The organism is Deltaproteobacteria bacterium, assembly GCA_009692615.1.
GTDB lineage: Bacteria > Desulfobacterota > Binatia > UBA9968 > UBA9968 > DP-20.
Window position 1 is genome coordinate 30,877 of sequence record SHYW01000006.1, and the last position, 21,336, is coordinate 52,212.

The 21,336-nt window shown below is 56.5% G+C and carries 23 protein-coding genes; 7 read left to right on the forward strand and 16 right to left on the reverse strand.

Translation table 11 applies throughout. The features are described 5' to 3' along the window. Nucleotides 1-17 precede the first annotated feature (17 nt). The 11 genes from EXR70_02370 to EXR70_02420 all read right to left on the reverse strand — a co-directional run bounded on the left by EXR70_02370 (nucleotide 18) and on the right by EXR70_02420 (nucleotide 8,299). A complete protein-coding gene (locus tag EXR70_02370) occupies nucleotides 18-1,022 on the reverse strand; it encodes an ABC transporter substrate-binding protein (GenBank protein MSP37324.1) in 1,005 nt (334 codons plus the stop codon). 12 nt (nucleotides 1,023-1,034) lie between these two features. Next, on the reverse strand, nucleotides 1,035-2,045 hold the full coding sequence (locus tag EXR70_02375) for a hypothetical protein (protein MSP37325.1): 1,011 nt from the start codon (nucleotides 2,043-2,045) through the stop codon (nucleotides 1,035-1,037). A 225-nt stretch (nucleotides 2,046-2,270) separates the two neighbouring features. Continuing rightward, entirely contained in the window at nucleotides 2,271-3,215 is a 945-nt protein-coding gene (locus EXR70_02380) for an aldo/keto reductase (protein MSP37326.1), read from the reverse strand. Between the two features lie 26 nt (nucleotides 3,216-3,241). Continuing rightward, nucleotides 3,242-3,694 (reverse strand): PaaI family thioesterase, encoded by a 453-nt coding sequence (locus tag EXR70_02385; GenBank protein ID MSP37327.1) that lies wholly within the window; start codon nucleotides 3,692-3,694, stop codon nucleotides 3,242-3,244. Between the two features lies 1 nt (nucleotide 3,695). Further along, nucleotides 3,696-4,091, reverse strand: coding sequence for a peptide-methionine (R)-S-oxide reductase (gene msrB, locus EXR70_02390; protein MSP37328.1), 396 nt, complete (start codon nucleotides 4,089-4,091; stop codon nucleotides 3,696-3,698). 192 nt (nucleotides 4,092-4,283) lie between these two features. After that, complete coding sequence (locus tag EXR70_02395; GenBank protein ID MSP37329.1) at nucleotides 4,284-4,778, reverse strand: YajQ family cyclic di-GMP-binding protein; 495 nt, start codon at nucleotides 4,776-4,778, stop codon at nucleotides 4,284-4,286. A 15-nt stretch (nucleotides 4,779-4,793) separates the two neighbouring features. Beyond that, nucleotides 4,794-5,294, reverse strand: coding sequence for a CBS domain-containing protein (locus tag EXR70_02400; protein MSP37330.1), 501 nt, complete (start codon nucleotides 5,292-5,294; stop codon nucleotides 4,794-4,796). Continuing rightward, a complete protein-coding gene (locus EXR70_02405) occupies nucleotides 5,294-5,761 on the reverse strand; it encodes a TraB/GumN family protein (GenBank protein MSP37331.1) in 468 nt (155 codons plus the stop codon). Before EXR70_02405 ends, EXR70_02400 begins: the two co-directional genes overlap by 1 nt. After that, a complete protein-coding gene (locus tag EXR70_02410) occupies nucleotides 5,758-6,183 on the reverse strand; it encodes a TraB/GumN family protein (GenBank protein ID MSP37332.1) in 426 nt (141 codons plus the stop codon). Before EXR70_02410 ends, EXR70_02405 begins: the two co-directional genes overlap by 4 nt. An 82-nt stretch (nucleotides 6,184-6,265) precedes the next feature. Next, complete coding sequence (locus EXR70_02415) at nucleotides 6,266-6,598, reverse strand: hypothetical protein (GenBank protein MSP37333.1); 333 nt, start codon at nucleotides 6,596-6,598, stop codon at nucleotides 6,266-6,268. 3 nt (nucleotides 6,599-6,601) lie between these two features. Further along, entirely contained in the window at nucleotides 6,602-8,299 is a 1,698-nt protein-coding gene (locus tag EXR70_02420) for a hypothetical protein (GenBank protein MSP37334.1), read from the reverse strand. A 292-nt stretch (nucleotides 8,300-8,591) separates the two neighbouring features. On the opposite strand from EXR70_02420, the gene trpE reads away from it, so the two are divergent. The 5 genes from trpE to EXR70_02445 all read left to right on the forward strand — a co-directional run bounded on the left by trpE (nucleotide 8,592) and on the right by EXR70_02445 (nucleotide 11,766). Continuing rightward, nucleotides 8,592-10,079 carry an anthranilate synthase component I gene (gene trpE, locus EXR70_02425; protein ID MSP37335.1) on the forward strand — a complete coding sequence of 496 codons (1,488 nt, stop codon included), beginning with the start codon at nucleotides 8,592-8,594 and terminating at the stop codon, nucleotides 10,077-10,079. Next, the gene (locus EXR70_02430; GenBank protein MSP37336.1) at nucleotides 10,076-10,642 is read left to right on the forward strand and encodes an aminodeoxychorismate/anthranilate synthase component II; all 567 of its coding nucleotides are present in this window, start codon (nucleotides 10,076-10,078) and stop codon (nucleotides 10,640-10,642) included. The genes trpE and EXR70_02430 overlap by 4 nt, the downstream gene beginning before the upstream one ends. Nucleotides 10,643-10,645: 3 nt before the next feature. Continuing rightward, nucleotides 10,646-11,065 carry a hypothetical protein gene (locus tag EXR70_02435; protein MSP37337.1) on the forward strand — a complete coding sequence of 140 codons (420 nt, stop codon included), beginning with the start codon at nucleotides 10,646-10,648 and terminating at the stop codon, nucleotides 11,063-11,065. 117 nt (nucleotides 11,066-11,182) lie between these two features. Continuing rightward, the gene (locus tag EXR70_02440; protein MSP37338.1) at nucleotides 11,183-11,644 is read left to right on the forward strand and encodes a hypothetical protein; all 462 of its coding nucleotides are present in this window, start codon (nucleotides 11,183-11,185) and stop codon (nucleotides 11,642-11,644) included. Continuing rightward, on the forward strand, nucleotides 11,617-11,766 hold the full coding sequence (locus EXR70_02445) for a hypothetical protein (protein MSP37339.1): 150 nt from the start codon (nucleotides 11,617-11,619) through the stop codon (nucleotides 11,764-11,766). Before EXR70_02440 ends, EXR70_02445 begins: the two co-directional genes overlap by 28 nt. Before the next feature lie 19 nt (nucleotides 11,767-11,785). Here EXR70_02445 and EXR70_02450 read toward each other — a convergent pair whose 3' ends face one another. Both EXR70_02450 and EXR70_02455 read right to left on the reverse strand, forming a co-directional pair. Next, nucleotides 11,786-12,754: a hypothetical protein gene (locus EXR70_02450; GenBank protein MSP37340.1), complete on the reverse strand. Its 969-nt coding sequence runs from the start codon at nucleotides 12,752-12,754 to the stop codon at nucleotides 11,786-11,788. A 16-nt stretch (nucleotides 12,755-12,770) separates the two neighbouring features. Continuing rightward, nucleotides 12,771-14,195 (reverse strand): MFS transporter, encoded by a 1,425-nt coding sequence (locus EXR70_02455; protein MSP37341.1) that lies wholly within the window; start codon nucleotides 14,193-14,195, stop codon nucleotides 12,771-12,773. 318 nt (nucleotides 14,196-14,513) lie between these two features. Here EXR70_02455 and EXR70_02460 point away from each other — a divergent pair, with 318 nt between their 5' ends. Together EXR70_02460 and EXR70_02465 are read left to right on the forward strand one after the other, a co-directional pair. Next, nucleotides 14,514-16,091, forward strand: coding sequence for a hypothetical protein (locus EXR70_02460; GenBank protein MSP37342.1), 1,578 nt, complete (start codon nucleotides 14,514-14,516; stop codon nucleotides 16,089-16,091). Between the two features lie 168 nt (nucleotides 16,092-16,259). Beyond that, complete coding sequence (locus tag EXR70_02465; GenBank protein ID MSP37343.1) at nucleotides 16,260-17,747, forward strand: TM0106 family RecB-like putative nuclease; 1,488 nt, start codon at nucleotides 16,260-16,262, stop codon at nucleotides 17,745-17,747. A 3-nt stretch (nucleotides 17,748-17,750) separates the two neighbouring features. On the opposite strand, the gene EXR70_02470 is transcribed toward EXR70_02465, so the two are convergent. The 3 genes from EXR70_02470 to EXR70_02480 are packed head-to-tail and all read right to left on the reverse strand — an operon-like array spanning nucleotide 17,751 to nucleotide 21,324. Then, complete coding sequence (locus EXR70_02470; GenBank protein MSP37344.1) at nucleotides 17,751-19,151, reverse strand: MmgE/PrpD family protein; 1,401 nt, start codon at nucleotides 19,149-19,151, stop codon at nucleotides 17,751-17,753. Nucleotides 19,152-19,167: 16 nt separating this feature from the next. Next, entirely contained in the window at nucleotides 19,168-20,160 is a 993-nt protein-coding gene (locus tag EXR70_02475) for an ABC transporter substrate-binding protein (GenBank protein ID MSP37345.1), read from the reverse strand. A 3-nt stretch (nucleotides 20,161-20,163) separates the two neighbouring features. Beyond that, nucleotides 20,164-21,324, reverse strand: coding sequence for an ABC transporter substrate-binding protein (locus EXR70_02480; protein MSP37346.1), 1,161 nt, complete (start codon nucleotides 21,322-21,324; stop codon nucleotides 20,164-20,166). Between the last annotated feature and the right edge of the window lie 12 nt (nucleotides 21,325-21,336).

Consider the following 21,336-nt stretch of genomic DNA (forward strand, 5'->3'; position numbering starts at 1 on the left):
CTGAATCGTCGAACGCCTTAGTCGAATATTTTATCGGCCCGCTCCAAGATTTTTTCAGGAACTTTGAGACCGATCGCTTTGGCGGTGCTACGATTGATCGTGAGCACCAGAGGATACGGCGTCTCGATCGGGATCTCGGCGGGTTTCACGCCTTTCAAAACTTTAACCACGAGTTTGGCCGCTTGCGCGCCCATCAAATGGAAGTCGGAACCGTAAGAACCCAGCGCGCCCGCTTTAACCCAAGAGTCCTCGTGAACAACTAAAGGTATACGTTCCATTTTCGCTTTGGCGATCAATCCCTGAATATTCATCCCGATTAGAACGGACGGAATAGGAAAGATCGCGTCAATGCTCTGCCATCTTTCTGCCAGCAGTTTGCCAAAGTCTTCGGTGCCGACGACGTCTTTGCTTACCAGACGGAAACCCATCTTTTTGGCGGGCTCGTTTAAATAGGGCAGCACGACCTTGGCACTGGTTTCATTTATCGAAACGATCACCAAGACCGACTTCGCCCTGGGCGCGAGGTCCTTTAACAGTTCTAGCCGCTTCGCCGTTAGCAGCGCTGCGTGATTGGATACCCCCGTGACATTGTTGCGCGACGAGGCGAAGCTGTCGACGAGCTGAGCACGCACCGGATCGCCCACCACGGTAAAGACAATCGGAATCGTTGCGGTGGCTCGTTTGACCGCAGTCGTGTGCGCTGTTGCCACCGTAAAAATCAGATCCGGCTTCGCCTCGATCAGTTTTGCCACATGCCCGTCAAGGTTGGCCGTCTCGCCTTTGCTATCCTCGACGATAAAACTCAGATTCTTACCTTCGCGGTAACCGAATTTCATCAGCCCCTCGCGCAGTCCGTCCAACACCGGCGCAAAGTTCACTCCCGGCGTCAGCACTCCAATATTCGCCGGCGCCGGCTGCGCGCTCACGGGTACCGCGCCGCAGAATCCGATTGCCGCCGCTAACAGGCAAGTCGTGATTGCGATATTTTTCAATTTGCTTGACTCCATGCTTATCACCTTCATTTTTGACGATTCTTATTCGACAATGCGATCCACGCGGGACATCGCCTCACGGGAAATCCTTGAGCCTAACAATTTGGCGGTCGTCTGATTGATCACGAGCACGAGTTTATCCGGCGCCTCCGTGGGAATTTCTGACGGCTTGCCCCCTTTGAGAATCTTGGCCAGCAACCTGGCCGATTGAAGACCGCTCTGGTGAAAATCGGCGCCGTAGGAAAACAGCGCGCCCCGTTCAGCCATCGTCGTCTCATGGGTTATCATCGGCAGCTTTTCTTGCTTGGACTTTTTGATCAGCATGTCGATATGGGTGCTCGCCAGGACCGACGGCACATGGTAGATCGCATCGACAGCGCCGCGGGGGAGAGCTGCCAGAGCTTTCTCGATGTCCTCTCGGCTCGAAACCTCACGGCGGACGATTTCAATCCGCAACTTCTCGGCGCTGCTTTCGACGAGCTTGAGGGAATCCAAAGAGATACCGTCCTTCGCCGCAACCAGCGCCAAGATCCGCTTCACTCCCGGCACCAGCTCCTTGAGAACCTCCAAGCGTTTTCCCGACAGCAGCACGGAATGACTCATGATGCCGGTGGCATTGCTTTTCGAATTGCCGTAGCCGGTGGTCAAGCCTGACTTCACCGGGTCGCTGACCCAAACAAATACAATCGGCAGCTCGCCAGCCAATTGCTTAACGGCAACCGCATGGGCGGTGGTCACGGCGAACAACACGCTGGGACGGAACTCAAGAATTTTCTTGATCGGTTCGGCGAGATCGGAGTTCGATCCCTTAGTATCCTGGACCGCGAAGCTCAGCTCCTTATCCGGGCGGAAACCTAACCGCTCCAGCCCCTCTTTGAGGCCGTCCAGCGCCGGTTCGAAAGTCAGACCGGGCGTCAGCACGCCGATGCGGTGGGTTTGCGCGATGACGTAGACAGGAACACTGATTCCCGCCGCTGCGATTATGAAATAACCGGCGATTAACCTTCTAATCGGATACGATCTCTTCATAGTGTCAGGTTCTTTCCAAGCCATCGAACAAGATACATTCAAGTTTATTGATCCATAGATCGGTAAGACTACGTAGGACTTTAGCGCGCCCGATTCCCTCTGAGCGAATTGGAGGAACCCTAGCGGCAGCACTTGGAATTGTTGGCAGGAAGCTATGGAACAAACGACGCACTGCGGCAGCGCGCGTTGGGATTCGTAGGACAGAGACGGACGGATGCTCGCTTAAAAATGGAAACGTGATGGATTGATTTAGTTGCCAGTCAGGGTGTCTAAATCGCCGAACAACTTGTCGAGCTTGGCAAGCGCGGCTTTGGGTAACGGCGGTTTGGTGATCGCGTTTAAGTTTTCATTCAGATGATCCAGATTGCCGGTGCCCGTGAGAACCACATCGACACCTTGCTCATGACGGCAAAAACGGTAGGCCGCTTCCGGCAACGTCGCGGCGTCAGTTTCTTTGAGTAAGAAACCCAGCGGGTCGTTCAGTTCGAGTGCATCTTTTGCCAGGGTACCCTTCTCAACCAGCTCTGCGCACATCTCCATGAGCCGCTTAGTTTGGCTTAAGGCGCGCCGCACGGCGAACATGTCGAGGACCCCGACGCCGGCTTGCAGCGTCAGCGGAAAAATGTTTTTGCGCGCCGACGGATTGAGCAAACTGAAGCCGACCATCACCACGTCCCAGAGATTTTTTTTGAGACTGTCTTCCAACATCGTGTGCGCGGTGTCGACGACAAACCCTTCGGTGACGCCGATGAAACGAATCTTGCCCTGCTCCTTCAACCGGCGCATCGGTTCGATCAAACGATCTTGCGCGAACTGGTAATCCTTGGGCTCGACGCCGTGCAGATGATAGATGTCGATGTAGTCGGTGCCGAGCAATCTTAAACTCTTCTCGACACCGGCAAAAATCGCCGCCGCAGGATCGGTATCGTCGGGCTTCGGTAAGGTTATCTTAGTGGAGATCACCACCTGATCCCGCGGCCGTCCGGCGATCGCTTTGCCGACCACCCCTTCGGTGCCGTAATTCTGCGCCGTGTCGAGAAAGTTGACGCCGAGATCGAGCGCCTGCTTGATCAAGCGAACCGCATGTTCTTCCGCCCCGGCATCGCCGCGCATGCCGAGCCGGCTCGGCCCGCCGCAGCCCAGTCCAGCGACGCTAACTTTCAAACCTGTTCTACCTAAAGTTGTGTATTCCATCGCCATCGATCCTGTAGGGGCGCGATTCACCATTCCACCCGTACGCCCAGCACTTCGCCGGTAGCGCGAATCAGTCCGGCGACGCTCAATGCGCAATCGACCCAAGCCTTTCGGCCATCCAACTTGGCAATCCGTGCGCGTAAATCAATTTGTTCGTGCAGCGGCGTTGGCTTCAAATAGGAAACATTCAAATTCGCCGTGACGTAACCGATGCGCGGCGCGCTGCCGATGGCGCGCCCTTCGGCGCGATAGGCGTGGGCGATGGCGAGGTTCAAGCTGTGGCAATCGATTAGCGAAGCGATAATGCCGCCGTTTAAATTATCCTGGGCGCCGCCGCAGTGATGCGGCTGGGCGCGCCAGGTGGCAACCGCCTCATCGCCGTTCCAAAAACTTTTTAGCTGCAAGCCTTTCTCATTGGCGGCGCCGCAACCATGGCAATGATGTACCGAGCCTTGATCCTGAAAAGCGAGATCGCTCACGCTATTTGTCTTTTTCGAACTTCAGCGACGCCGAGTTGATGCAGTAGCGCAGGCTAGTCGGCTTGGGACCGTCGTCGAAAACATGGCCCAAGTGAGCGTCGCACTTGCTGCACAGCGCTTCGACCCGGCGCATGCCGTAGCTGGTGTCGGTTTCGGTTTCGACGTTGTCGGCCGCCACCGGCGCGTAAAAACTCGGCCAGCCGGTGCCGGAGTCGAACTTGGTCTCCGAACTGAACAGTTCGTTGCCGCAGCAAATGCAACGGTAAGTTCCCTTCTCATGATTGTCCCAATACTCGCCCGTGAAAGCGCGCTCGGTGCCCTTCTTCCGCGCCACAGAAAACTGCTCGTCGGTCAGTTGTTTCTTCCACTCGTCGTCGTTCTTTTTGATTTTGTCCATCGTCGGCTCCGATCATATTTATAATTCCGATCAATTAAGAGTTAGCGTCGTTGATGTCCCAAGTTCGGATTTGTTCTTTCACCACGAAGATCACGAAGGGTTCGCACAATTATTGCCCCGAACTTCGTGCTCTTCGTGTCCTTCGTGGTGAAAACATTTTAACGTTAGACTTGGAATAAGTATTATTACGTCTCACCGGCTCTGCATGTTGACAAATTGCAGCGGTATCGGAATATCCGCGCCACGCAGCATTTGAATCACCGCCTGCAAATCGTCGATGCTTTTGCCGGTGACGCGCACTTGGCTGTCTTGCATCGCTGCTTGGACTTTGAATTTCTTGTCCTTGATCATCTTGACGATGGCGCGGGCGTTGTCGGAGTCGACGCCGTCTTTGATGGCGATCTCGCGCTTGAGCATGCCGAGGGCGGCCGCTTCCGAACTTTTCGAGTCCAAGCAGCGCCGGTCGACCTTGCGCTTGACCAGATTCTCTATCAGCGTGTCCTGCACCGCGCGCATCTTCATGTCGTCTTCGGTGGTGACATGAATTTTCTGCTCTTTCTTGTCCAAGCGAATCTCCGTTTTGGAGTTACGAAAATCGTAGCGCGTGAGAATCGTCTTGGTGGTGATGTTAACGGCGTTATCCACCTCCTGCATATCGATGCGGCTAACGATATCGAACGACGGCATGGCGCAAATTTCCTTTCAATCTTTTTTCCGACCCGGAGTCGGCTTTTTCTTTGCCCGTGGCGGCGCGTCACGCTGACCTTTGACGGAGCCGCCGAGAACGAAATCGAGAATATCGCTGCGCGTGATAATTCCCTCAAGTTGTTCGTCCCGCACCACCGGCAGAGAACCGATGCGATGTTTGCGCAACAGGGCGACGGCCTGAAGCAGCGGCGTCTCGGGCCGGACGATGAATATGTCGCGGGTCATGACTTCTTCCACCGTGACCTTTTCAGCGAACTCGTCGATCGCCTCGGTGCGGTCGATCATCATGCTGGTCGGATAAGCGTCGCGGATGTCGCGATCGGTGACGATGCCGATCAAACGATCGTCGTCGAGCACCGGCAATTGGTTGATCCGATGCTTGGCCATCAATTGGCGCGCGATGGCGATGCTGTCGAATGTTTCGACGGCGAGCACGCCGGTGCTCATCCAATCGGCCACGCAGATCGCTTTGCTCTGGTTTTTTTGCCGGGCCATTACTTTTGCTCCATTTTATAGCCGCGTCCTTTGAGCAACTCAATGAGGCCGTTCTTGCCGACTAAATGGGCCGCGCCCACCACCACCAAAACATCTTCGTCGAGCTTTAAGAAATTTTCGATCTGCGGCAGCCAATTCCGATTGCGCTGGTCGAGCAGCTTCTCGCGCAGCGCCGGATAATCCGCCATGCTCTCCAAGAATAATTTTTCCGCGGCGACGACATCGCCTTTGCGCCACGCTCGCACCATGGTATCGACGGTCTTGTCGAACTGCTCCATTTCAGCGAAGGATTGGCGCAACATCATTTCTTGCAGATCCGCCGGTAAACCATCCAGGAGTTCGATCTGAAATTCGCCGCTTTCCAAACCGCTCACCGGTTTGCCTGCCAATTTCGCACGCTCGGCCAAAAGGCGGTCCACACCCAAGTTCGGATCGTAGCCAAGCTTTTGCAACTGCCTAACAATCATGTCATGCCCGCGACCCAAGGTTTGAATGGGCTCAGCATTTTGATTTCGATGCCGAGATCGTTGGCCCAAACGGTCGCCATTTGCATGGTCTCTGAAGAAACTTTTTGCGACAAAGTCTTGCCATCGAGATTCATGCCCCGTTTGAGCACCAGCTGCTGCATCTTCTCCGGCCCTTCGTTGAGCAAATCGATCTCGAAGACCAGCCTCTTTGCCTTGGCGATTGTTTCGTCGATGATCGGCTTGAGCGCGCTGTCGGCTTTTCTAAGTAGATGGATCGAGCCGAGAATGTAGACGCGGTTATTGCCCTCGACCTGCCAAAGAAAGCTTTTTTCCTGGGCGCACAGCGAACCGGCGCACCAGCCGAATGCCAACAGCAAAAAGATTGCGGTCGACACACGCGGCGGAATGGGCGAGTTCTTCATGGGCAATCTCCGAACGACGGTCGACAACGGCGGCGGCAAAAAACCAAATGGATTGAGGAATTCTAAGGAAGCCGGCAGAGTTCTACCACTCAAGACGAACACAAACCTCTTCGCCGCGCTCTTCAATCGGCAACACCGTTAGCGGCGCGCCGCCCTTGGGCAACGTGCATTCGCCGGATTGCAGATCGAAGCAGTAGCTGTGGTTGTTGCAGCGGATCTGCGTGCCATGATTGAGATTGACCAGCTGGCCGGCTTCTTTCAGGTCTGCGTCTTCATGGGGACATTGCCGGGAGAAGCAATAATATTTGCCCTCGACGAACGCCAAGACCACTTGGCGTCCGCCGAGGTCGACTGCTTTCATGGCACCGGCGGTCAATTCGCCGATGCGCGCGAGGGGAATATAACTGACGCCCATTATTTACGCCGCCGCCTTATGTTGACGATAGAGCGGCCCGCGCATCACCTGGCCAGGTAGATCGCCGGTCATGCGACCCTGATCGTTGATCACCGTGCCGTTGACGATGGTGTAGTGCATGCCGATGGATTTCTGCACCATGCGTTTGGTGTTGGCGGGAAAATCATTCGCCCAGGTCGGCTCTTCGGCATGGACCGTCTTGGGGTCGAAGATCGTAATATCGGCGGCGTAGCCAGGACGCAGCAAGCCGCGGCCTTGCAGGCCGAAGATCGACGCCGGATGAAAAGTCAGCTTGTGAATCGCCTGCTCCAGCGACATCACTTGGCGCTCGCGCACCCACAATCCGAGAAGAATCGTGCCATAGCCGAAATCCGCGCCGAACAAAACATGGGCGCCGGCGTCGGAAGTGCCGATCAATACGTAAGGGCTGCGGAGAATCTCGCCCATGGCGTTCCAATCGCCGCCGTTGTTGGCGTTCCAAAAAATCGTTTCGAGATTTTCGTCAAGCGCGAGATCGAGAAAAGCGTCGATCGGCGCTTGATTGCGCATGGCCGCCATCTCGGCGATGGTCTTGCCTTGGAATTTTTGGTTTTCAGGTTTGAAAACCTTTTCGACTTTCGGGATGTCCCAGCGTTTGTGATAGTTGGTCAGGCGCAGGTTATCGATCTCGTACTGCAACTTGACCCGCGTGTCGGCATCGGCGAAGGCCTGCTTACGCACTTCCACCGGCAGAAACATCAAATTTTTCCAGGTCGGGAACTCGTCGAAGATCTGGCAGTCTTTCAAAGTGAAGTGGCGCACCAGCGGCACCGTGTGGGTCAAGCCGTAGGCTTGATAGCCGGCCTTGAAGATCGGCTCGACGGCTGCCAACTGTTCGCGCCAGAGATTCGGTTCGGACCAACGATGTTGCAAGCTCTGCCAGAGAATCGGCCGCTGCGTTCGCTTCGCCAGTTCATGATACCATTCGAAATGTTCGACCTTGTTGCGGCCGAGAATGGTTTCGATGACGCCGGCGTTGCGCTCGCCGAGCACGTCGCAGAGAGCAAAAAACTCGTCATCGTCGGCCAAACGGCTCGACACCGGTTTGCCGTCTTCGCGCATATGGCGATCGTTGCGGTTGGTCGACATGCCGAGGGCGCCGCCTTCCATGGCGTCGAGCACCAAGCCCTTCATCTTTTGCACTTCGCCGCCCGTCGCGGTTCTTTCGACGGCTTCTTCACCCATGGCATGATGGCGCACGGCAATGTGACCGACTAAGCCGCCGACGTTGATGCCGACTTTACCCTCGAAGTTGTCGAGATACTCGCCGTAGCTGTGCCAGTTCCACTTCACGCCCTGTTCCAGAGCGATGCGCGGAATCGCTTCGACACGAACGAAACTCTTGACTATGGCATCTTCGATGCCCGACCTGACCGGTGCCAAGGACAAACCGCAGTTACCCATCACCACCGAGGTCACGCCATGCTGCGGCTCGCAGGTGCCGTAGGGATCCCAAAGCATCTGCGCGTCGAGATGGGTATGATGATCGATGAAGCCGGGCGAAACCGCTAAACCGCCGGCGTCGATCGTCTTCGCCGCGCCATCTTTCACTTTACCGATTTCGACGACTCTGCCGTCCTTGACGGCGACATCGGCGACGTAAGACGGTAGACCGGAACCGTCGACCACGCGTCCACCGCGAATCACTAGATCATTAGCCATGGGAAACCTCCAATCGATGCTGACGAGTTTTGTCTCAATTCAACGAACCGGACCCACGATACGACAACTGCCGCCAGACTGTCAAATCGCCCGAGTCGCTTGACGCCTCTCCGTGTATCCGGCAATATGACGGACATGAACGCTCCATTGGTTCATACCAACTTATTCTTGTGTTGGCGGCGCTGGCAATTCGAACAGTGTCGTCATCATGGCTAATTCCCAGCGCTAATAAAATTAAAATTGGAAAGGGCCATAGGTGCAAAACTTATGGCCCTTTTTGTTATTGCAAAAAATGATTCAACCGAGCTTTCAAGAATTCCGCAAATTGGCCAAGCAAGGCAACTTGATACCGGTCTACCAAGAACTATTGATGGACTTGGAAACCCCGCTATCGTTTTTCAAGCGCCTCGAACGGGACCGCTACTCATTCTTACTTGAAAGCGTCGAAGGCAGCGAACGCTGGGCGCGCTATTCGTTTCTCGGCACCCAACCGCGGCGCATTTTCAAAGCCCGCGGCGACCAGATTGAGATCATCGAGAACGGCAAAGTAAAAAAACTCCAATCGCCGGCGCCGCTGCGCGTGCTCGAAGAACTCATGCAAGGCTACCGGCCGGTGGCGGTGGCCGGCGTGCCGCCGTTTTTCGGCGGGGCCCTGGGCTACGTCGCCTACGACGCCATTGAGCAGTTTCATGAAATCAAGAACGACAAAAAAGATCCGCTAGGCATGCCGGAGATTTTTTTCTTGTTCGTCCAGACTCTGGTCGCCTTCGACAACTTGAAGCACACCATCAAGGTCATCGACAATGTTTTTGTCGAGCCGAAAACCGATTTGCGCCGGGCCTACGACGCTTCAGTCAAACGCATCGGCAAAGTCATCTCTAGCCTGCAAAAGAAGCCGCGCGGCATCGAACCGCGCGATTTGAGCCAAGGCAAAGGGACGCGCAGGTTTCGCTCCAATCTTTCCCAGAACGATTTCAAGAAAGCGGTGGGCCGGGCCAAAGAATATATTAAAGCCGGCGACATCATTCAGGCAGTGCTCTGCCAACGGCTCGAAACCGAGACCGACAGCGACCCCTTCGAGATTTATCGCGCCCTGCGTTACGTCAACCCGTCGCCTTACATGTTCTACTTCGAGCTGGAAGAGTTAAGAATCATCGGTTCGTCGCCGGAAACCATGGTGCGGCTGACGGATAATGTCATCGAGCTCCGTCCCATCGCCGGCACGCGCAAGCGCGGCGCCACGGCGGAGGAAGAACGGGAACTCGAAGCCGACTTGCTCGCCGATCCCAAGGAGCGCGCCGAACATATCATGCTGGTCGATCTCGGCCGCAACGATGTCGGCCGGGTCGCCGCCATCGGCAGCGTCGAGGTCAATGAACTGATGGCCATCGAGCGCTACTCCCATGTCATCCACATCGTCTCCAACGTGCGCGGCAAATTGGCCGCCGGCAAATCCGCTTTCGACTTATTTGTCTCGGCCTTTCCCGCCGGCACGCTGTCCGGCGCGCCGAAAGTTCGCGCCATGCAGATCATCAGCGAGCTCGAACCGCAAAAGCGCGCACTTTACGGCGGCGCCATCGGCTATTTCGGTTATAACGGCAATCTCGACACCTGCATCGTCATTCGCACCATCGTCATGAAAGGCAAAAAGGTTTTTATCAACGCCGGCGCCGGCATCGTCGCCGATTCCGATCCCACGCTGGAGTATCAAGAGACCCTCAACAAGGCGCGCGCCATGCTCAGAGCCGTCGAGCTCGCCGAACAGTGGAGTAAGCGATGATCCTGCTCATCGATAATTACGACTCCTTCACCTACAACCTCTATCACTATCTCGGCGAGCTGGGCGCCGAGGTTAGAGTTTATCTAAACGACAAAATCACCCTAGACGAAATCGCAGCGCTACGACCGGAAAAAATCGTCATCTCGCCCGGCCCCTGCACGCCCAAAGAAGCGGGCATCTCCTGCGCTACGATCGAGCGCTTCGGCGCACGCATTCCGATCCTCGGCGTCTGTTTGGGCCATCAATCCATCGGCGCCGCTTACGGCGGCCGGATCGTGCGCGCGCCGTCGATCATGCACGGCAAGCTGTCGAATGTAACCCACGACTCCAAGACCATTTTCCGCGACGTAAAAAACCCCTTCGCCGCCATGCGCTATCACTCATTGGTGATCGATCCGAAAACTCTGCCGGCGCAATTAACCGTCAGCGCGCGCAGCGCCGACGGAGTTATCATGGCGGTGCGGCACAAAAAATTTCCCGTCGAAGGCGTGCAGTTTCATCCTGAGTCGATTCTCGCCGAAGAAGGCAAGAAGCTCTTGAAAAACTTTCTCGACAACTTTTAACCGATGAAACTGTTGTGCTTCCAAGCCAAGCGCTTTCGCTGGAAAACCCACTCAAAGACGCTGCCTGAAGTCGCGGATCAAGAAGTCGACCAGGAAGTCGCCGAAGCCGTCATAGTATTCATCCACGCCGAAGCCGCCGACAACGATAGCGAAAGAAGCGCTTCGGTGCTGCGCCAGAGCTTGAAGCACATCAAATGGCTCGCCAACAAACGCGACCTTAAAAACATCGTGCTTCATTCGTTCACGCATCTTGGCGGCGCCAGCGCCGAACCCACATACGCGGAGACTTTCATCACGACATTAGATCAACGGCTGCAAGAAACCGGCTACCAAGTTTGGCGCACGCCCTTCGGTTATTTTTGCGAATGGGATTTAAGCGTTTACGGCGAAAGCCTCGCCAAGGTGTGGAAAGAAATCCACTGAAGTCCGCGGGCTCCTCTCGGTAGCGTTAAGGACTCGCCGAGCGACGGCGAAATCCCCGCCTACCTCCGGCAAAGCGTGTTATACTCGCGTTGAGTAAAGATAGTTCGGAGGCGATCGATGTGCCGCGAGCGAAAATCAATTTTCATAAAGCTGATCCTATGCGCGATCTTTTTGAGCATAGTTGCCTGCAAGGCCAAGCCTAAAGTTGGCGACATGCGCGGGCTGCCGGATCTCAACGAACAGGCGCGCAACTTCGTCACCACTGAAAACACCAAAGTGCGCGCCGGACCGGGACCGCAATTCCGAGTTTTAGCGGATATTCCCAGCGACGCCAAAGTCATCGTCGTCGGCCGCGACGGCGACTGGCTGTTGATCGTCTCCAAGAAAGGCAACGCGCCTGGCTTCATCGCCATGTCTGGCGTGCGCGCCTGGCAAGGCGACGCGCGCGAAGCTGCCGGCATCGTTAGCAGCGAGCGGCATACGGGCGAAGGCAAGTATTTGACCATTTCCGCCACGCCGTTTCCGCCACGCCGTTACGCAGCAGACCGGGATTGCAGTATCCGGTGGTCGCCGACCTGACCAAGGGCACCAGCGTCGAAGTTGTCGAAAACGATCACGGCTGGTTACGAATCGAATCGAAAAAAGGCAACAAGCCCGGCTACATCGACGCCAGCTTCGCCCGCCCGGCGGAAGTTCAGTAACCGCCCGACAACAGCGCCATCAAAGTTTCAGCAGCCGCAACGCGGTGCCGCCAAGCATATCTGCTTTGGCGCTTTCGCTGAGCGATAGATTTCGAATTGTCTCCACATAATTTTTTAGCGCCGCCATGCCCTTGCCGGTGTCGGTGTTCACGCCGGTAAAATCCTGCGGATAATCGCTGGCGAAAACCAAGCGCTCGGGGCGGATGCCTGCGAGAGCGCAGTTGAGCGCGGTAACGCCGCCTTCAAAGCCAGCCATGTCGAAGAAAACCATGTCGTAATATTCTCCGAAGTTTTTTTTCAGCGAGCCGAAGCGATAACCCTTGGCGACTAAACGGTCTTTCACCGCGGCGATGCCGCCGCCAAAGTGGGCCATGACGATTTTCAAATCAGGATAGCGGTCGAAAACCCCGCCGGCGATCAAGCGCGTGGTTGCCACGGTCAAATCCACTTCACGGCCGAGCACCCGCGGCAGATCGTAGTCTTTCAAATGCTCGTAACCGGTGGGCACCAGCGCCGGATGGACGAACAACGGGACATCGAGTTCGCAAAGCAATTCATAAAGCGGGAAAAGCTCCGGCGCGTCGAGAGAAAGGCCGTTGACCTGGGATGTGATAGTAACGCCGCGTAAATTTAAATCGACGATCGCCCGGCGCAGTTCGGCGATGGCCGGCGGCCCTTCCAAGATCGGCGCCTGGGCCAAGCCGACGAAGCGACGCGGATATTTTTTCTCAATCGCGGCAAGATCGTCGTTGATGAAGCGGCATTCGTCGAGCGGCGCCGACCAGCCGAGCAGACAAGACAAGACTGACATATCGACTCCCGCCTCGGCCATGTCTTGCAGCTGCAAATCCAAATCGTAGAGCCGCCGATGCATGGTGGTCGCCGGCAGACCGCCTTCCTGAAGCAAGGTATTGCCGGTCTCGGAATAGAGGCCGCGTTTTTTCGCCAATTCGATCGGAATATAGTGATGCTGAAAATCGACAACCATGTTTGCTCCTCTTCGCTCAATTATTTTTACCGGCGCGCGAGCGCGCCCGCCAAGAAATCACTATGGCTACTAGCCCAATCGGCACCAACCACGCAAATGAAAAACGCTGTGCCCCAGCGAACACCGCCTGAGAAGACCAGAGCTTAGGCCCGCCGTCGATTTCCATCAGCGCCACGACGATGGTCGTGCCGATGGTCCCAGCCGCGGTACCGAAAGAACTCAGCATCGCCGCCAACACGCCGTAATCATTTTGCTCCACCGCGGCGAAGGCCGATTTCTGATTCGCCGGCGTGAAGCAGCCGATGCCCGCGCCGAGCAGGCCGAGCACCGCGCCGACCACGGCGAAATGGGAATCGACGCCCAAGGCCGCGTAGCAAGCAATCCCGGCGACGATCAACGCGATGCCGACCGCAGCCACTGACGAAGAATCGAAGCGATCGGCCATGCGGCCGCTCAACGGCGACGCCAACGCCGTCGACAGCGGTAAGATCGCCAACAGGAAACCGGCGCCGACGGCGCTGGCACCAAGAACATTTTGCAGGTAAAGCGGCGAGGCCAAGGCGATCGGATTGTAGATCATGTGACAGAGAATCAGCGCGACGATGGCCGCGGAAAGGTTCAGGTTGCGAAAGATCGCGACATCTATCAAGGGTTTCTCGGCGCGCAACTCGATCAAGACAAAGCTCGCCAGGCCGACGGCAGCGACGACAAACCAAGCGAGCACCCAGGGCGAATTCCAACCGAGCCTAGCGCCGAAGCTCAAACCGATCAATAACGACGGATAGCCGACTAGCAACGTCAGAGACCCCCAGAGGTCGAATTTCTCCGGCCGCCGCTCGCCGCTACCGCGAAAAATTTTTATTACCGCCCCGGTCACGGCGAAACCGACGATGAAGTTCATCCAGAAGATCCAGGTCCAGTCGCCGAGCTGCAAGAGAAAGCCACCGACGGTCGGTCCGGTCATGCGGCCCACGGCGATGGCCGAGGCGAAGGTACCGAGCACTTGGCCGCGCCGCTCGGCGGCGAAACTACCGGCAAGCAACGCCGTTGACATCGGCAGCGCCATCGCCAGTCCCACCGCCATCACCGCTCTGGCGATCAGTAGCCGGGAAAAAGAATTCGCCAGCGCGCCCAAGCCGGCGCCGACGGCGTAGAGTGCCACGCCGATCTTGTAGAGCCGACGCTGACCGAGGATGGCGCCGGCACGACCGAAACAAAACGACAAACTGGAAATCGTCACCACGCCCATCAAGGTGATCCATTGAATTTCCGACAAGCTGTTGCCGAACTGTTTTTGCATCGCCGGAAGCGCCACTGCGATGCTGCCGAAGCTGTTGAAAAAGAGAAACGCCGCCAAACAAGTAACCGTAAGCATCGCCCGTTCTTCGGCGCGTGAAAGCGGTGTGAGATCAAGTTGCGCTGGCGTCGTCATCTGAGTCATCAAACGATTTGAGTTTCAATTGGCATACTCCAAGTCCGCGACGATCTCTAGGTACCAAGGAAATTTCATGGTAATTTGCCGTGAATCAAAACATTCCCATAGCGAGTTGCGAGGACGGCAAATTACAACTTTTACCTCGACTCACGATTTTGTCCAAAGTCGCGGTTCGAGGTGATCACGATTGCTCTATCGATCGGTGTTGCCGGCTGTCACAACTCGGTATTCCAGGGCGTAAACGGAAGGGTTTTTTCACTTGGCACAATTCTAGCGAAGTTAAAACATCTCAGCCCATGTAATTGGTTATTTAAGGAGTCGGATATGGAAAGCCTATTTATCTGGATCGTAATGATCGCCGGGGCCGCCATCGCAATGTTGGGGGTCTTTCTAGTCGCTTCCGAAAAGGAGCTCAAGAAAAAACGCCAAGAGCTCGACACCGTGCTCGCCAAATTGGAAGGCGGCACGCCCATGACAGCGGCCGAATCGCCAGCCAGCAGTAGCGGCAATCGCACCGAACTCGTTGAGCTGCGTGCGCGCAACCAGGAACTCGAACGAAACCTCGCCGCGGCGGCAAGCCATTCGGAGTCGGGCAAATCCAGCGATGAAGAGCTGACGATGGCGCTGCGCAATGTCGAGATCGCTCAAACCAACGCCCAATGGCTGCAATCGACCAACGAGAAGCTCAAGAACGAACTCGACGATTTGCAAAAACGCTTCGAAACCAATAGCGCGCAGCATCATGCGGTGCCACAAGCGGCCAATAGTGCCAGCGCGGATGAGCGCCAACGACAGCTCGAAAATGAAGTCGCCGACTTGCAGCAGCAACTGGCCGACCAGCGGGCGAAGATCCGCGATGTCGAGAACCTCGAGCACAAGCTTGAGAACGTCGACGCCATCGAGATGAACCACCGAGAAGAGAAACATAGCCTGGAAGCAAGAATCGCCGAGTTAGAAAAGGAACTGGCGGTGGCAACAATCAACGCCAACGAGTTCGAAACCTTGACCCAGCGCTTGGCGGAGTCGGAACGGTTCCTACAGTCGCTGCGCGCTGAGCGGCAAAGTTTCGATGAAGAGCTAGCGACTTGGGAAGCGCGCGCCAAGAGCGCCGAGGATGATAGCCGTAGGCTCACCGCGCTACGCGAACCTTTCGACAAATTGCTCGCCAAACAAGCGTTGCTGGAAGAACAGCAGCGCGAATATCAGCAAGCTTTGGCGGAATTGTCGAAAGTCGTCGCCAAACCGGAAGTCAGCACATCACCGGTGGCGGGCTTCAATGAATTTCGTGCCGCGCCATTGGCCGAGCTTCAGACAACGACCAACGAGCGCAACTTCACCGAGGACGCCGCGATCGCCACATCTGAACAAGTGATCGCCGCGGCGAACAGCGACAAAAAACCGCGCCGCTTGTTCGGTCTATTTCCCGCGGTCATCATGGTAGCCGCCGGCGGCACATTAGCAGCCGGGTTATGGCACATGAACAACAGCGGCACCACCGCGCCGGCCAGCGTCACCGCCAGTGCCTTACCGGAACATCGGCAACTCAAAGTGGAAGCGCCGCCCGTCGTCGCCGTGGACACCGTCGAAGCTAAAAAAATCGATGAACCCGCCGCCAGCGAGTCGCAGGCCACGCCGCCCAACGCCGAGCGAAAAGTCGCGCCGGTAAAGCCAATCCAAACCGCGCGCATCGAGGCCAACATATCCGGCACCTATGAAGTCACCCACTCAAGCCGCGTCTACACCGCGCCCAGCGAACTCTCTCAAGCCATGGGGGAAGTCGAGCCAGGCACTAAAGTCAGCGTGGTGAGCGGTAAGAACGGCTGGTTGGAGATCCATTCCAAATATGGTCGGCCGCCCGGCTACATCAGAAAAGATAGCGCTCGGCTCGCCGCCGCCAACTAAGCCAGCGCTGCTCCGCGTAAAAATAGTCCCGAGGCGTTTTGTCACCCGACTGTTGAACGCGCCCTGTGTGGTTTTGCAGTGACTGCATTCTTGCCGTGCCAGCGGCGCTTTCATTTTCATGGCGATCTTGTCACTGTTCGAGTCATTGGCCGACGATGACCATCGAATATGACCAAGCAGCCGATCACACTAGAAGCACTGATCCAGCGCGCCACCGCTGGTAAGAAATTCAATCGCCACGATCTCTTCCGCCCGTCGTTGAGCTATTACCTCGTGAAAGATCCCTTTTGGCTCTGGTGCGAGCATCATGCGCCCAAAGACGCCGCGGTCGATGAAACCACGCGCTACGAAAAGCTCAGAATGCAGCAAGGCCTCGATTACGAAGCGCGCTGGGTCGAGACGAACTTTCCCGACGCCGTCGAAATCAAACCAGGCTTCGGCTTCGCGGCGCTGAAAAATACCTTGCGCGCTATGCTCGACGGCGCCGCGACGATTTACCAGCCGCAGCTGTGGGATTTGCGCCGCGACAGCTACGGCAAAGGCGATCTGTTGATCCGCGACCACTCGGCGCCGTCCGATCTCGGTCCATTTCATTATCGCGTGGTGGAAATCAAAAGATCGGCGGCGCTGCAAATTTCTCACATCTTGCAAGCAAGCTTTTACAATCAAAACCTCGCCCTGCTGCAAGGTTATTGTCCGCCGCAAATGATCATCGTGCTCAAAGACAGCAGCGAAACGGTTGCCTACGATGGCAAAGAAATGGAGATCGACGCGGCGCGCCAACTCTGGCGCTCGCTGCGCGAAGGCAGCGTCGTCCCCGAAGCCAAACGGCCGCCCAACGCCGCCAGCTCGCCATGGCGGCTCTACGCCAACCAACGGCTGCTGGACGAGAAAGATTTACTGTTGCTGGCGGGCATCCAGAAACGCGAACGCGAAAAATTGCGCCAGGCGGGCATCCAGAGAGTTGATTGGCTGTGGAATCTACGCCTAGAAGAAATTGTCGAAATCATCGGCGCGCGCCACGGCGAGAGCGCCTATCACGTCGGCCAAGCTTACAAGCTCGACGCGCCGGTTGTGATGCCGGGCAAGCGGCTCAATATTCCCCGCGCCAAACGCCGGCTCTATTTCGATTTTGAAACTTCCGACTCGGTTCATCCGAGCGAGCCGCCGCATACTTATCTAATTGGATGTTATGATGCCGGCGGTAATCAATTTGTAAAATTTCTCGCCCGCGGCGCCGAAGACGAAGAGCGGATATTCGGCGAATTCTTCGATTACATCGGCGACCCGCGCGAGGTTTGTCTTTATCATTGGACCGATTTTGAGATTCACCAAATGCGCGCTGTTGTGCGCCGCTGGCCGCTGCTCGCCGGCATGATCGAACAAATAATCGACAAATGCGTCGATTTGAAAAGCGCGATTCAGTCGGCCGTCTACTTGCCGGTGCCAAGCTTCTCGATCAAATCCGTCGCCCCGGCCCTCGGCTTTCACTGGCGCCAAAAAGAGTTCGGCGCCTATCAATCGATGGTTTGTTACTGGGACTATCTCGACAACGCCGATCTGTTCGCCATCGACCGCGCGCTGATCTACAACGAGGACGACTGCAAGGCCATGTGGCATGTCGATGAGGAATTGTCGCGCCGGCTAAAGCTGTAACGGCTATGCAGTCAGGAGTTTTGCAACGGCCGACACATCGCGAGCGTTTTCTAAGTGCAAAATAAAATCGATGGCATCGTCAACTTGCGCCGGGGCCAAGGGTTGCACGGAATAGCTCGCCATGGAGCGAAAGCTTTCGACCAATTCAGCGGAAGTCACGGGATTTTTCGGATTGCCCTTGGGATAATCGATGCGCTCGCGGTACGACCTGCCATCGTGGGTGACGATTTCCAATAGCTGCGGCTTGACGTCCAGCGGCCAGTTGTCGAGCTCGGGGTTGAGAATCGTTTTCACCCGGCTGGCGACATTCAAAATTTCTTCGCTGCGCAATTTGTCGTCGGTGAATTCCGCCAACGAGAGCCGGCCATGCACCAGCGTCGCCGCCACCGTGTAAGGAATACTGAACTGCGCGTCGACGATCCCTTCGGGGCGATACTTATTCTTTTTATCTGCATCGGTCCAGCCGCCCACCGAGCGCATATCGCGCGCGCCGATCTGCACGCGCACTTCCGCAATGTCAGCGCAGCCCAGCGAATGTTTGCCGAGTAAACTCAACACGCCGGTCACCGCCGGATGGGTGTAGCGGCAAGAGGGATACGGCTTCGGTCCAACTTCGACGATCTCGAAGCGCTTGCCCAGTTGATCTAAGATTAACTCGTAATCGCCGTCTTGATTGAAGAAGAAATTGTAATAGCCGCCTTTGCCCTGAAACAGTTCGCCGGCGCCGGGGAAACCAGCCGAAGCGAGCAATGCCGCCAGCACACCGCTTTGCGCTGCGAAACCGATGCCCAACCGCTTGGTCAGTGATGGCGAAACCGTGCTGTTCCCGGTGAATGAAACGCGGCAGTAGGCGATGCCCAACGCATTCGCCATAGCGGCTTCATCGAGACCGAGAATCTTGCCGCAAGTCACCGCGGCGGCGAGCGGACCAAGCGCGATGGCCTGAGCGTGCACCGGCTTAGGATTGGTCGCCAAGCCAACGCGAATGCCGAAATCGACGCCGACACAAACCGCGGCGATAAAATCTTTGCCGCTGACGCCGCCGATTTTTTCCGCGAGTGCCAGCGCGGCGGGAACCGCGGCGACACTCGACTTATAGGCGATGCGGTCGTCGTTGATGTCCAACTCTCGGCTGTGCGCCATCGCGGCATTAACCAGCGCGGCCGATGGCGCGGGCAACTTCTCGCCGCGCGGCAACACCGAACTCTCCTGCCCCGCGCCGAATGCGCGCACGCCAGCCAGCACTTCTTGAGCGCCCGGCGCGCTCGAACCCGCGAGCACCGTGCCGAGCGTGTAAAGAATATGCTCCTTGGTTACGCGCAACGAATCGCCGTCGAGAGCGTTATAGTTGACGGTGGCGAAATAGCTGGCTAGTGTTTTTGTAAGCGTGCCGCTGCCGATCATGATTTCACCTGAGACCTCAGCGATACAAGCGATCGATGTAACCCGATTTGTCGAGTTCTTCGAGAAATCGCGTGTCGACAAAGTCTTTAGGATCGGCGGTTTTAGCCGCCGGAAGCTGGTCGATCAAATCGTTGAGAATAGTTTTAATGCCTTCTAACGAAGGATACGGCTTGATCAACGCGACGCGCTTGAGCAGCTGATAGCTCTCTTCCAACTCGCGCTCGTCGTTGAGCCGCATATGACGGTTGATCGCCTTCTTGGCGAGGTCAGGATTGCTCCGCATCAGATGAATGGCGTCGACGAACGACTTTACCACCCGTCGTGAAATATCCGGATTCTTAGCGATAAACCGCTGCGTCGTCACCAAACCTGTATGTTGGAATGGGATCTTCATTTCTTCTAAATTAGCCAGCACATTCATGCCGGCCTCGACCGCCTTATTGTAACGCGGCGGCTGCAACAAGGTCGCATCCACCGACTTGCCGAGCAGCGCCGTCAGCAAAGTCGCTTCGCTGCCGATCTGCACGAAGATCACGTCTTTGTCGGGATGGATGCCGAGCTTGGGCAGCGCCAAGCGCGCGGCGCGATCGAGGGCGGCGCCGAAACGCGATGTGCCGAACCGTTTGCCTTTGAGATCGGCGGCGCTTTTGATATCGGCGCGCACCACCAGGCGAAACAGCAAACGGTCGACGAAGCCCAAGACCATGGTGACATCCGCGCCCTGCAAACGCGGCGCCGAAAGTAATGCACCGGTCATCTCGCCGAATGAAATCTCCCCGGCGATCAACGCCCGCTGCACCAGCGCGCTCTCCAAATAAAGCACCTCGATATCTAAACCGTTGCGCGCGAAAACTTTACCTTCTTGGGCGATCCACAGCGGCGCCATGGTCACCGACGGCGCGCCATAGCCGATGCGCAGTTTGTCCGCGGCTGGCGAAGTTGCCGGTGATAAAGTTGTTGCCACGAACAGCAGCAACAGAAATAATATTGACCTTACAGTCATAACCATCGACTATCTCTTCGCGCGCTCGACCAGCTCGCGGTAAAAAGCGCTCTGCTTGACCCGGCGCACCGAGTCTTCGTTCACGACATCTTCGGTTCGAACCGTTTTAACCTTGGGGTTGGTCGTCGCCAATAGCCGCTGCATGTTTCTGATCCCGGTTATCTCCGGAGTGACGTCCAAGTTGTAGAGCCACTGAAGCGCGTTGTAACCGCTTTCCGCTTCGCGCATGTCCGAGAGGCGCAAATTTTTCATCAGCGATCTGACCACCGTATCTTTGCGCGCCGGCGTCTGCACGAACGCCACCGCATCGAGCACGCCGCGCAGGACCGCGTCGGCCACCGCCGGGTTTTGCTTTAAATCCGAATTGCGGCCGATCAGCGCCAACCCTTGATAAGGAATCGTCGCTTTGCCGAGATCGAGAATCACGCGAAAGCCTTTGGCCTTGAGTCCAGTGCTGAAAGTGTAGCCGAGATAAGCCGCATCGATAATGCCGTTGGCCAGCGCCTGGGCGATCACCGACTGGTCGCCGCCTATCACCATCACGTTGATCTTGTCGCGGGTCGGTTCCAAGCCGAAATGTTCCAGCGCCAGCATGGTCTGGGACCAAATACCGCCGCCGATGCTCTGCACGCCGATGCGTTTGCCTTTCAGATCTTCCGGCGAACGAATCGCCGGCGCGACGACAATATCGCCTTCAGCTTTGTTGACGATGCCGCCGAACATCGCCAGGTCCATGCCGCTCGCGGCCGCGCTCAACACCACGGCGGGAATGCTGTAGATCATCTGAATCTCGCCGCTAACCAACGCGGCGATGGTCTGCGGCCCGGTGCGAATGTAGACCAGTTGAACGTCGACTCCCTGTTTGCGAAACAAACCTTGCTCGACGCCCAACCACAACGCTTCGACTTTTTCGTTGAAAGCGGCGTGCGCCAAGCGCACCACCGGCAACTCGGCGGCACTCCCCCGCGCGGGCAAGATACCGAACAAGAAGCCAAGCAATAATAGGTTCTTCAGGCTTTTGTGAGGATAGTGTGCCACGTTCACTCTATTTTGTGCACCACGAAGAGCACGAAGGTCACGAAGGTTTCGGATAATTATGACTCCGAACTTCGTGCTCTTCGTGTCCTTCGTGGTGAAAACATCTTTACAGTAGTCCCGGAAGAATCCAATAAAAAGATAGAA

What these genes read in the sequence shown, in the direction of transcription:
- EXR70_02455 (MSP37341.1), bottom strand. Translation starts at nt 14,195, where the DNA reads ATGACTCAGATGACGACGCCAGCGCAACTTGATCTCACACCGCTTTCA.
- trpE (MSP37335.1), top strand. Translation starts at nt 8,592, where the DNA reads ATGATTCAACCGAGCTTTCAAGAATTCCGCAAATTGGCCAAGCAAGGC.
- EXR70_02450 (MSP37340.1), bottom strand. Translation starts at nt 12,754, where the DNA reads ATGGTTGTCGATTTTCAGCATCACTATATTCCGATCGAATTGGCGAAA.
- msrB (MSP37328.1), bottom strand. Translation starts at nt 4,091, where the DNA reads ATGGACAAAATCAAAAAGAACGACGACGAGTGGAAGAAACAACTGACC.
- EXR70_02400 (MSP37330.1), bottom strand. Translation starts at nt 5,294, where the DNA reads ATGGCCCGGCAAAAAAACCAGAGCAAAGCGATCTGCGTGGCCGATTGG.
- EXR70_02475 (MSP37345.1), bottom strand. Translation starts at nt 20,160, where the DNA reads ATGGTTATGACTGTAAGGTCAATATTATTTCTGTTGCTGCTGTTCGTG.
- EXR70_02435 (MSP37337.1), top strand. Translation starts at nt 10,646, where the DNA reads ATGAAACTGTTGTGCTTCCAAGCCAAGCGCTTTCGCTGGAAAACCCAC.
- EXR70_02375 (MSP37325.1), bottom strand. Translation starts at nt 2,045, where the DNA reads ATGGCTTGGAAAGAACCTGACACTATGAAGAGATCGTATCCGATTAGA.
- EXR70_02465 (MSP37343.1), top strand. Translation starts at nt 16,260, where the DNA reads ATGACCAAGCAGCCGATCACACTAGAAGCACTGATCCAGCGCGCCACC.
- EXR70_02380 (MSP37326.1), bottom strand. Translation starts at nt 3,215, where the DNA reads ATGGAATACACAACTTTAGGTAGAACAGGTTTGAAAGTTAGCGTCGCT.
- EXR70_02395 (MSP37329.1), bottom strand. Translation starts at nt 4,778, where the DNA reads ATGCCGTCGTTCGATATCGTTAGCCGCATCGATATGCAGGAGGTGGAT.
- EXR70_02430 (MSP37336.1), top strand. Translation starts at nt 10,076, where the DNA reads ATGATCCTGCTCATCGATAATTACGACTCCTTCACCTACAACCTCTAT.
- EXR70_02420 (MSP37334.1), bottom strand. Translation starts at nt 8,299, where the DNA reads ATGGCTAATGATCTAGTGATTCGCGGTGGACGCGTGGTCGACGGTTCC.
- EXR70_02410 (MSP37332.1), bottom strand. Translation starts at nt 6,183, where the DNA reads ATGAAGAACTCGCCCATTCCGCCGCGTGTGTCGACCGCAATCTTTTTG.
- EXR70_02440 (MSP37338.1), top strand. Translation starts at nt 11,183, where the DNA reads ATGTGCCGCGAGCGAAAATCAATTTTCATAAAGCTGATCCTATGCGCG.
- EXR70_02470 (MSP37344.1), bottom strand. Translation starts at nt 19,151, where the DNA reads ATGATCGGCAGCGGCACGCTTACAAAAACACTAGCCAGCTATTTCGCC.
- EXR70_02370 (MSP37324.1), bottom strand. Translation starts at nt 1,022, where the DNA reads ATGAAGGTGATAAGCATGGAGTCAAGCAAATTGAAAAATATCGCAATC.
- EXR70_02460 (MSP37342.1), top strand. Translation starts at nt 14,514, where the DNA reads ATGGAAAGCCTATTTATCTGGATCGTAATGATCGCCGGGGCCGCCATC.
- EXR70_02405 (MSP37331.1), bottom strand. Translation starts at nt 5,761, where the DNA reads ATGATTGTTAGGCAGTTGCAAAAGCTTGGCTACGATCCGAACTTGGGT.
- EXR70_02415 (MSP37333.1), bottom strand. Translation starts at nt 6,598, where the DNA reads ATGGGCGTCAGTTATATTCCCCTCGCGCGCATCGGCGAATTGACCGCC.